This is a genomic window from uncultured Boseongicola sp. (genome assembly GCF_937988555.1).
In the GTDB taxonomy this organism is placed as follows: Bacteria; Pseudomonadota; Alphaproteobacteria; order Rhodobacterales; family Rhodobacteraceae; genus Boseongicola.
Genome location: NZ_CALJXO010000369.1, coordinates 1 through 9,700 on the forward strand (window position 1 = coordinate 1; position 9,700 = coordinate 9,700).

Annotated in this window: 9 protein-coding genes and 1 pseudogene; 7 read left to right on the plus strand and 3 right to left on the minus strand. The window is 58.2% G+C overall.

Features of this window, described 5'->3' with window-relative positions:
• The 7 genes from Q1B15_RS21815 to Q1B15_RS21845 form a co-directional block, all read left to right on the plus strand.
• On the plus strand, positions 1-1,326 hold a 1,326-nt coding region (locus tag Q1B15_RS21815; protein WP_299758034.1), incomplete at its 5' end, for an FAD-linked oxidase C-terminal domain-containing protein.
• 72 nt (positions 1,327-1,398) lie between these two features.
• Positions 1,399-2,577 (plus strand): FAD-binding protein, encoded by a 1,179-nt coding sequence (locus Q1B15_RS21820; RefSeq protein WP_299758043.1) that lies wholly within the window; start codon positions 1,399-1,401, stop codon positions 2,575-2,577.
• Positions 2,577-2,897, plus strand: a complete 321-nt coding sequence (locus tag Q1B15_RS21825) for a hypothetical protein (RefSeq protein WP_299758037.1) — start codon at positions 2,577-2,579, stop codon at positions 2,895-2,897. Before Q1B15_RS21820 ends, Q1B15_RS21825 begins: the two co-directional genes overlap by 1 nt.
• 1 nt (position 2,898) lies before the next feature.
• Positions 2,899-4,221 carry a glycolate oxidase subunit GlcF gene (gene glcF / locus Q1B15_RS21830; protein WP_299758038.1) on the plus strand — a complete coding sequence of 441 codons (1,323 nt, stop codon included), beginning with the start codon at positions 2,899-2,901 and terminating at the stop codon, positions 4,219-4,221.
• A gap of 65 nt (positions 4,222-4,286) precedes the next feature.
• Complete coding sequence (locus Q1B15_RS21835) at positions 4,287-5,138, plus strand: trypsin-like serine protease (protein WP_366141767.1); 852 nt, start codon at positions 4,287-4,289, stop codon at positions 5,136-5,138.
• Between the two features lie 15 nt (positions 5,139-5,153).
• Positions 5,154-5,864 carry a trypsin-like serine protease gene (locus Q1B15_RS21840; protein WP_299758039.1) on the plus strand — a complete coding sequence of 237 codons (711 nt, stop codon included), beginning with the start codon at positions 5,154-5,156 and terminating at the stop codon, positions 5,862-5,864.
• A gap of 123 nt (positions 5,865-5,987) precedes the next feature.
• Positions 5,988-6,455, plus strand: coding sequence for an Hsp20 family protein (locus tag Q1B15_RS21845; protein ID WP_299758040.1), 468 nt, complete (start codon positions 5,988-5,990; stop codon positions 6,453-6,455).
• 109 nt (positions 6,456-6,564) lie between these two features.
• On the opposite strand, the gene Q1B15_RS21850 is transcribed toward Q1B15_RS21845, so the two are convergent.
• From Q1B15_RS21850 to Q1B15_RS21860, 3 genes and pseudogenes are all read right to left on the minus strand, one after another.
• Complete coding sequence (locus Q1B15_RS21850; RefSeq protein WP_299758041.1) at positions 6,565-8,901, minus strand: aldehyde dehydrogenase family protein; 2,337 nt, start codon at positions 8,899-8,901, stop codon at positions 6,565-6,567.
• Positions 8,898-9,140 carry a DUF1272 domain-containing protein gene (locus Q1B15_RS21855; protein WP_299758042.1) on the minus strand — a complete coding sequence of 81 codons (243 nt, stop codon included), beginning with the start codon at positions 9,138-9,140 and terminating at the stop codon, positions 8,898-8,900. The genes Q1B15_RS21850 and Q1B15_RS21855 overlap by 4 nt, the downstream gene beginning before the upstream one ends.
• Before the next feature lie 5 nt (positions 9,141-9,145).
• Positions 9,146-9,700: pseudogene (locus Q1B15_RS21860) on the minus strand (deoxyribose-phosphate aldolase); the annotation flags it as partial.

Consider the following 9,700-nt stretch of genomic DNA (forward strand, 5'->3'; position numbering starts at 1 on the left):
TGCGACGCCTTGACGGCATACAAGTGCCCTCCGCTTTGTGCGGTCCTTCCGGCTTCGACCGAGGAGGTCTCGGCCGTCTTGAAAATTTGTCATCAGGAAGGCGTTCCAGTTGTGCCGCGCGGCTCGGGAACCTCGCTGGCGGGCGGGGCCTTGCCGACGGCAGATTCGGTGATTTTGGGTGTGGCGCGGTTGAATGGCGTGATCGAGACCGACTACGACAACCGCTTCATTAAGGTACAGACCGGGCGCACGAACCTAAGCGTGACCGGCGCCGTTGAAAGCGATGGCTTCTTTTACGCGCCAGACCCTTCGTCTCAGCTTGCCTGTGCAATTGCGGGCAATATCGCGATGAATTCAGGCGGGGCGCATTGTCTGAAATACGGTGTGACGACGAACAACCTTCTTGGGGTCAAGATGGTGATGATGGACGGCACGATCGTTGATATTGGCGGCGCGCATATGGATGCAGGCGGTTATGATTGGCTTGGTCTGATATGCGGGTCCGAGGGACAGCTTGGTGTTGTGACCGAAGCGACATTGCGGATCTTGCCAAAACCCGAAGGCGCGCGTCCGGTGCTGATCGGCTATAAAAGTGCCGAGATTGCAGGAGCTTGTGTCAGCGATATCATCAAGGCAGGGGTCCTGCCGGTAGCGATAGAATACATGGACCGCAAAGTTCTTGAGGTGGTTGAGCGTCACGCGAAGGCAGGATATCCCGATTGCGAAGCGCTGTTGATTGTCGAAGTGGAAGGCTCTCCGTCCGAGATTGACGAACAGCTAGGGTTGATCAAACAGATCGCGGCCAAGCACGATCCGGTTGAATTGCGCGAAGCCAAAGACGCGGCCGAAGCGGGTCGAATATGGCTGGGCCGAAAATCGGCCTTTGGCGCGATGGGTCAGATCAACGATTACATGTGCCTTGACGGGACAATCCCCGTTTCGTCGCTGCCCCATGTGCTGCGGCGCATCGGTGAGTTGTCGAAAGAGTTCGGCCTGGAAGTGGGCAACGTGTTCCACGCAGGCGATGGCAATATGCATCCGCTGATCCTGTTTGACGCCAATAAACCGGGTGATCTTGAAATCTGCGAAGAAATGGGCGCTGAGATTCTGAAGCTGTGCGTCGAAGTCGGCGGTTGCCTAACGGGCGAACATGGTGTCGGAATCGAAAAACGCGATCTGATGAATGTGCAGTTTGCGCCAGAGGATCTTGAGGTGCAGATGCGGGTGAAGGACGTCTTTGATCCCGCGTGGCTTCTTAATCCGGCGAAAGTGTTCCCATTGGCCAGCAGCGAGAGCCGGCGCGTGCAAGTAGAGGCAGCTGCATAAGATAAGGTTTGGGGGCTATTTGCCCCCAATACCCCAAAAGTATTTCCACCAAGAAGAAGGACGGGCCTCGTGATTGAGCCGACAACAGAACTTGAATTGTCTGAGGCCGTCCGCGACGCGGTTGGCCCACTTTCGATCAGGGGGGGCAACACGCGCGGAATGGCGCCAGCCGCCGGCGATCCGCTGTCTGTTGCGCGCGTATCAGGCATCTCGCTGTATGAGCCGGGCGCGCTGACAATTGTTGCGGGCGCGGGCACGCCACTGTCCGAAATTGAAGACGCGTTAAAGCAAGAAGGGCAGATGCTGCCGTTCGAGCCGATGGATCATCGCCCCATGCTTGGTACGGATGGCACGCCGACGATCGGTGGCGTGGTGGCGGCAAACGTCTCGGGTCCGCGCAGGTTGCGGGCGGGCGCCTGCCGGGACTCGCTGATTGGCGTGCGTTTCGTCGATGGTCGTGGCGTTGCGTTGAAGAACGGTGGTCGTGTCATGAAGAACGTGACGGGCTATGATCTGGTTAAGCTTTTGTCTGGGTCTTATGGCACCTTGGGTGTGCTTAGCGAAGTGAGCTTCAAGCTTTTGCCAAAGCACGATGCAACGGGCGTTGTATCCTTGCATGGGCTGTCATTGAGCGACGGAGTGGCAGCGATGGCCGCAGCATTGGGCTCGCCCTACGAGGTTTCGGGGGCAGCGATGACGCCGGGGGTCGATGATGGGGCGGGGTCTGTGGTCAGGTTGCGTCTGGAAGGGTTTGAGAACTCGGTCGCCTATCGCGGTGCGCAATTGCAGAGCGTTCTGAAAAAATTCGGTGCGGCAGATATGGCGATGGGCGGTGAAGAGGACTGGCGCGCGGTGCGTGATGTTGATGCTTTTGCCGACAAGACCTGCATCTGGAAAATTGCGATCAAAGCAAGCGATGTACCGCAAATGCTGGAGACCGGCATCTGGCCGAACTTTGGCTGCGACGCGCTTTTGGATTGGGGCGGGGGGCTTATCTGGGTTGGTTGCGACGAGGCTCAACTTGCCGCGATCTCCGACGATCCTATTGAAGGCGCCGCTCGTTTACACGCGGCATTGCAAAGTTACATGCAAGTCGTCGGAGGCCATGCAACACTTGTGAAGGGCCCCGTGGCGCTGAAAGCGCGCGTGCCGGTCTTTCAACCCGAAGCCACCCCTTTGGCGGGGCTTGCGACAGGGCTACGCGCACAATTTGATCCGCGTGGCATCCTAAACCCCGGGATCATGGGCTGATGGAAAGTGAAACCTTTGCGTTCATTGCGATGCCCGCTTTCGGGGCACTTATCGTGGGCTATCTTTTGACCGACTGGCGGCTTGCCGGAGCGGTTGCCGCGGGTTGCTTCGGGCTTTTATTAATCTTGCCCGGTGCGGAGCCAAGCATTGCAACGTTTGTTCTGCCGATCCTTCTTGGGGCTGCGGCCGGGGCGCTTGTTTTGCTGCCCTTTCTGAGATTTCTTCCGGATACCACAATTTGGGGGCGCATGACTGTTGCGATCATCGCTGCCCTTCTGGCGTCTGTTTTCAATATCTCAATTCTCGCCGGGGGCGCCTGATATGCAGACGACATTTACTGAAGAACAGTTGAAGGTTCCCGCGATCAAGCGATCAAACGAGATTTTGCGATCCTGCGTGCACTGTGGGTTTTGCACCGCGACATGCCCAACCTATCAGGTTCTGGGAGACGAGCTGGATAGCCCGCGCGGCCGCATTTACCTCATCAAGGATATGCTGGAAAACGACCGACCTGCGGATGCGAAAACGGTCAAACATATCGACCGCTGTCTGTCGTGCCTTGCCTGTATGACGACCTGTCCTTCGGGCGTTCATTATATGCACCTCGTCGATCATGCGCGGGCGCACATTGAAAAGACATACAAGCGCCCCCTGTTCGAGCGGCTCCTGCGCTGGACGCTGGCGCAAATCCTGCCCTATCCGGCACGGTTCCGCATCGCCCTTCTGGGCGCCAAGATGGGTCGGCCTTTTGCGCGCTTTATGCCCGATGCCCGGCTGAAGGCGATGTTGGAAATGGCGCCGAAAGTCATCCCCCCTGTTAGCCGCAACGACGATCCGCAAACCTTTGAAGCCAAAGGTGAAAAGAAGATGCGGGTGGCGCTGATGACCGGCTGCGCGCAACGTGCGCTTAACACCGATATCAACGATGCAACGATCCGGCTTTTGCGACGGTTTGGCTGTGAAATCATCGTGGCAGAAGGCATGGGATGTTGCGGTGCGCTTGTGCATCACATGGGCAAAGAAGTCGAAAGCCACGCCGCGGCGGCGAAAAACATCAAGGCCTGGATGGCCGAGGATCGCGCGGGCGGATTGGATGCGATTGTGATTAATACCTCCGGATGTGGCACGACCGTTAAAGATTATGGCCATATGTTCCGCAATGACCCGATGGCCGAGGACGCGGCACGGGTCAGTAACCTGGCGATGGATGTGTCGGAAGTTCTGATGAAGCTGGACTTGCCTGAAGGCGTCGCTGAAAAGGTGCGCGTGGCTTACCACGCCGCGTGTTCGCTGCAGCACGGGCAGCAGATCAAGACCTACCCGAAGGATCTTTTAAAAAAGGTCGGATACGAGGTCGTCGAGCCGCGCGATTCTCATCTTTGTTGTGGATCTGCAGGGACTTACAATCTCATGCAGCCCGAGATTTCTCAGGAACTGAAGGGGCGCAAGGTGAAGACGCTGGAAGACAAATCGCCTGAAGTTATCGCGGCGGGTAACATCGGCTGCATGATGCAGATCGGCTCGGGCACGGACATCCCGATTGTGCATACGGTCGAGCTTTTGGACTGGGCGACAGGGGGGCCAAAGCCGCCAGCGTTTAGCCAATCCAACACGGGCGCGCCTGCAATTCCCAACCTAAGATAACAATTCTCCGTCATAATCTTGTCCAACCGGCAATCTAAGCAGAAGATGGGTCGAGGAGGGACGCGATGGGGAATGGTCTGAAAGCCTTGTTTTTGGCGATTGCTTTGGCAGCGCCAGTATCTGTGTCGGCTGACGAAGACGATGCGGCAACCGGATTGACGGCTCTTATGACAGCCTATGAAGCGCGCGGTTGGGAGGGTGTCGGACGTTTGAACATCGGCTATGGCGGCATGTGCACGGGCGCATTGATCTCGCCTCGGTTGGTTTTGACCGCTGCTCACTGCATGATTGATCAACGCACCGGGGGGGACATCGAGGCGCGCGACGTGACGTTCCTTGCGGGATGGCGCAACGGCAGGGCCTCGGCGTCGCGCAAGGTGCGGCGGGCGGTTGTCCATCCGCGATATGAATACAACGGCCCCGGCGGAGAGCTGAGCGTCGCGAACGATCTGGCGCTTCTTGAACTTGTTAGCGAAATTCGCCTTGCGCATATTCAGCCGTTCAAAACTGCAAGCCGCCCCCGCAAGGGCGCTTCGGTTGGTGTTGTGTCCTATGCGCATGATCGTCAAAACAGCCTATCATTACAGGAAGAATGCCACGTGTTGGCTCGTCGGGATGGAGCGTTGGTCTTGTCTTGCGATGTGGATTTTGGTTCCAGCGGAGCCCCGGTTTTCGCGGACGTTGACGGCGAGCCGCAAATCGTTTCTGTGGTTTCGGCCAAGGCGATGATCCGGGGTCGCAAGGTCTCTCTGGGAACCAACCTTGAAAAACCGCTGGATGAGCTGATGGATATGATGGCATCCGGGGACGCGGTTTTGAACGCCGGTACGACAACGGCGAGACGTCTGTCTGTCGGGGGCGGCAATGGTCTGGCGCTTTCTGGGGGCGATTCCGGCGCGAAATTCGTGAAGCCCTAGCGCCTTGACCAGACCGTGCCGCTTGACCACCATATGACGATGGTTTTGCGCTTCTTTGCACATCTGGTCCTCGCCACTTCGCTTGCCGCACCTGCATGGGCTGATGTTTCGGCAGTTGGCCGGCTCGAGAACACATCGACCAATCAAACTTGCTCCGGGGCGCTCGTTTCGCCGCGCCATGTGTTGACGGCTGCACATTGCATTGGCGCGTTGCGCAATGCCGAAGACGTATCCAACGCAGAGATCCTGTTTCGTCCCGGGGCGCTGAAAAACGGCCCGGTCTTCAGGGTGACTGACGTCGCTATGCATCCGCTTTTCAAGCAGCCTCTAGCGCAAAACCGTTGGAAGTTGCGGTTCGACATGGCGCTCTTCACGCTGGGCGCCGAAGTGCCCGCACCGGTTGGCAAAGCGCTTTTACCGGGCCGTGAAGCCGAAGTCGGCGAGACACTCTTTTTGGTTAGCTGGCGTGCTGGTGCGCCGGCGCCGCCGCGGCAACGGGCCTGTGAGGTTGTCGATGGTGTAGAGGGCCTCGTGACGGTGGCTTGTGCAGTCGCGGGCGGCGAAAGTGGTGCACCGCTCCTCAGAAAAACCCAAGCAGGGCTAGAGCTTGTGGCGGTTCTCTCAAGTTCTTCAAGTCAGGGCCAGCAACCGGTTGGTCTTGCATCTGATGTGGCGCTGCGATTGCCGCCGCTGCAAAGTGCAGTGAGTGCCGCCGAGGGGTCTTGAAGCCGCGATTTACGGTGCCTATCTGAATTCAGCAGAGGCCGGCAGTTGGCTCTGCTTTCGAAACCAGCCTTGCCCGCTACTGGGGAGGCGCAAACCTTGGAATCGCTCAAAGGAGGATCCCTCATGCGAACTTTTGATCTTGCACCGCTTTATCGTGCAACCGTCGGTTTTGACCAGATCGCCGACCTTATGGACCGCGCCCTGACAGACACGTCAACGGCCGCGACCTATCCGCCCTATAACATCGAGAAAACAGCCGACGACGGATGGCGTATTTCGATTGCCGTAGCTGGCTTCAGCGACGCCGATCTGAACGTTGAAATGCGTGAAAGCGCCTTGATCGTCACGGCCAAGAAGGCCACAGACGATGAAGACCGCACGTATTTGCATCGCGGCATCGCCACCCGCGCGTTCGAGCGCCGTTTTGCATTGGCCGACCATGTTCGTGTGACAGGGGCAAGCCATGTCGACGGCATGCTACACATCGATCTTATGCGCGAAGTCCCCGAGGCGCTTAAGCCGCGCCGCATCGAAATTGCCAACGGCGATACGTTCGAGACGAAGACCGTCGAGGCCAAAGACCTGAACTGACGGCACACACCACTAAGCGAATAAAAGCCGCCCCGATGCCTGGCACCGGGGGGCTTCTCCGGTGGGGGCTCAGGTCTTCGCGAATTCCGCTGTCTACTTTTGGCGGCGGTTACTCGCCGTAAGGTACCCAGATTGTCTTCACTTCGGTCGAGGCTGTCAGAAACGCTGAAGCATCGACATTTGACCAATCTCGCCCTTTGCCATTGTTGACCCAAGTCCTTTTAAGGTTACCTGCGGCTTCGCGCTCGATCACGGCTGACAGATCGCTGCCTGAGAAGGACCAGACGGCGTTGATATCCATATGACCGCCGAGTTGCGGCGCCAATTCGGTGTGGCTGCCGGTCAGGATGTTGACCACGCCGCCCGGCACGTCGGATGTGTCAAGCACCTGATAGAAATCGGTCGCTGCTAGAGGGAAGGGTTCGGAGGCCACGACCGTGATCCGGTTGCCCATGGCCATCGCGGGGGCCATCACTGAGATCAGACCAAGCAGTGGCGCATCGTCAGAGGCAAAGGCCGCTATCTTGCCCACCGGTTCGTTCATCGCAAGCGCTATCCCGCGCAGGGGCACACCTTTTGCCGCACCATCGTATTTGTCGGCCCAGGCGGCCCATGTGAACAGCCGGTCAATTGACGCGTCAATCTCGGCCCTGCCGCCGCGTTTTCCTGTCATCTCATTGATCCGGCTTGCGAATTCATTGCCACGCGCCGACAGGTTTTCGCCCAGATAATAGAGAATTTGCGCGCGCAAATGGCCGGTCGTATTGCTCCAGCTTTTAGCGGCGTTCATCGCCTCGACGGCGTTGCGCAGGTCTTTTCGGTTCGCCAGGCCCGCATGCCCAAGAAGCTTGCCCTTCGCAGACCAAACAGCGCGCGAATACCCGCCATCGGGGCGCGACTGCTTTCCACCCACATATAGCTTTGCCGTGCGATCCAGATCGGCCACATGGGCCTTTGCCGGCGCTTCCATCGGAGCGATCTTCGATAGCTTAGGGGCGTTGTCTTTCGCCTTGGTATAGGCCTGAAGCCCTTCCCAGCCGCCCTCACGCCCAAAGCCGCTTTCGCGCACGCCACCAAACCCTGCAGCTGCATCAAACAGATTGGTTGCGTTGATCCAGACAACACCGGCGGCAAGTTTTGGTGCAATATCAAGCGCCAGATTGACGTTCTCGGTCCATACCGTCGCGGCCAACCCGTAGCGCGTGTTGTTGGCCAACTCGATCGCTTCAGATGGTGTTCGGAAGGTCGTGGCGACAAGCACGGGGCCAAAGACTTCCTCCTGCATCAACTTATCCGCGGTCGACATACCGGTGATCAGGGTCGGCGGGTAATAGCAGCCCGTGTCCGGCAAGGGCGTCGCAGCGTGGTAGATGTCGCCGACGCTTGAGGCCACCAGAGCTGTGATCGCGTCAAGCTGGACCGGATCAACGATAGCGCCGACGTCAATGCACTTATCAAGCGGTTCACCGATGCGCAGTTTGTCCATGCGTGCCTTCAGCGTGGTGTAAAAGGCGTCCGCGATACCTTCTTGAACCAACAGCCGCGATCCTGCGCAACAGACCTGTCCCTGATTGAACCAGATGGCGTCGACAAGGCCTTCGATGGCACTGTCGATATCGGCGTCATCAAAGACAATATAGGGCGACTTTCCACCAAGCTCTAAGGTAAGCTTCTTGGCAAAACCCGCTGTTTGCGCACGTATCTTCCGACCAACCGACGTTGATCCAGTAAAGGCGATCTTGTCGATATCGGGATGGGTCACGATGGCTTCGCCTGTACGTCCGTCCCCGGTTACAATGTTCAGCACACCCGGCGGAACACCGGCTTCGCGCGCCAGATCGGCGAAAAGCAAGGCGGTGAGAGACGTATATTCTGCGGGCTTCAGAACCACGGTATTGCCCATCGCAAGGGCCGGCGCGATTTTCCAGGCAAGCATCAAAAGCGGGAAGTTCCACGGAATGATCTGCCCGCACACGCCAAGCGCTTCACACCCTGGCAGTTCTTCATCCATCAGCTGCGCCATACCTGCGTGATAGTAGAAGTGGCGTGCGACCAATGGGATGTCGATGTCGCGGCTTTCGCGGATCGGCTTTCCATTGTCGAGCGTTTCAAGCGTTGCGAATAAACGCGATTGCTTCTGGACAAGACGTGCCAGTGCATAAAGTACTCTTGCGCGCGCTTTGGCATCTTTCGCCCAAGCTTTTTGCGCTTTGCGCGCCGCGTCGACGGCTTTGTCCACGTCTTTCGCGCTTGCTTGGCTGATCTTCGCAAGTATTTCGCCATTTGCAGGGTTTTTCGAGGCAAAAGACCGCGCGGGTTTGGTCCATTGGCCATTGATATACTGTCCGAACGTTCGCTTGTGGCGGTCCAGCCATGCTATCGCTTCCGAAGCGTCCTCGGGCGCTGGGCCGTAGTCCATCGTGTCGAAGATTTCGCGGACGTTCATGCGCCACATCCTTCAGGTTTGAAAACGCGTTTTGTGGAGGCTGGAAAGCGCGCCAGTTTGTCCGCCGGTCGGATCGGCCGTGGCACGAAGTTGCCTCCGCAGTTCGGGCAGACGCCTTTCAATGGACCTGCGACGCAGTCACGGCAAAAGGTGCATTCGAACGTGCAGATCATCGCGTCCGGGCTTTCGGGGGGCAGGTTGCGATCGCAACACTCACAGCTTGGGCGAAGATCTAACATTGTGCTTATCCTATCGGGTGTCGGTGGCTGGCCGAATACCGGCCCGTCACATGATGTTCGAGTTGGCGTTCAATGTCGCCAAGCAGGCTTGACGCACCAAAGCGGAACAGATCGGGGCGCAACCAGCGATCGCCCAACTCGTCCTTGATCAGCGTCAGGTACGTCACGGCGTCCTTGGCCCTGGAGATGCCGCCCGCAGGCTTATAGCCCACGCGAAATCCTGTCGCTGCGTGATAGGCGCGAATGGCGCGGATCATCACAAGGCTGACGGGCAGGGTGGCGTTGACGCCTTCTTTCCCGGTCGAGGTCTTAATGAAATCAGCCCCTGCCATCATGCAAACCCAGCTGGCACGCGCGACGTTTCTAAGGGTCCCAAGTTCGCCGGTTGCAAGAATTGCTTTCACGTGCGCATCTCCGCAAGCCGCGCGGAAGGCTTTCATTTCATCGTAAAGGGCCTGCCAATTTTGCGTCAGAACGTGGCGGCGCGAGATGACGATGTCGATTTCCCTGGCTCCGGCCTTTACGCTTTCCTCGATCTCGGCCAATCGAAGATGGAACGG

Coding starts and splice junctions, on each gene's coding strand:
- Q1B15_RS21835 (WP_366141767.1), top strand. CDS start 4,287: ATGGGGAATGGTCTGAAAGCCTTGTTTTTGGCGATTGCTTTGGCAGCG.
- Q1B15_RS21825 (WP_299758037.1), top strand. CDS start 2,577: ATGGAAAGTGAAACCTTTGCGTTCATTGCGATGCCCGCTTTCGGGGCA.
- glcF (WP_299758038.1), top strand. CDS start 2,899: ATGCAGACGACATTTACTGAAGAACAGTTGAAGGTTCCCGCGATCAAG.
- Q1B15_RS21850 (WP_299758041.1), bottom strand. CDS start 8,901: ATGAACGTCCGCGAAATCTTCGACACGATGGACTACGGCCCAGCGCCC.
- Q1B15_RS21845 (WP_299758040.1), top strand. CDS start 5,988: ATGCGAACTTTTGATCTTGCACCGCTTTATCGTGCAACCGTCGGTTTT.
- Q1B15_RS21855 (WP_299758042.1), bottom strand. CDS start 9,140: ATGTTAGATCTTCGCCCAAGCTGTGAGTGTTGCGATCGCAACCTGCCC.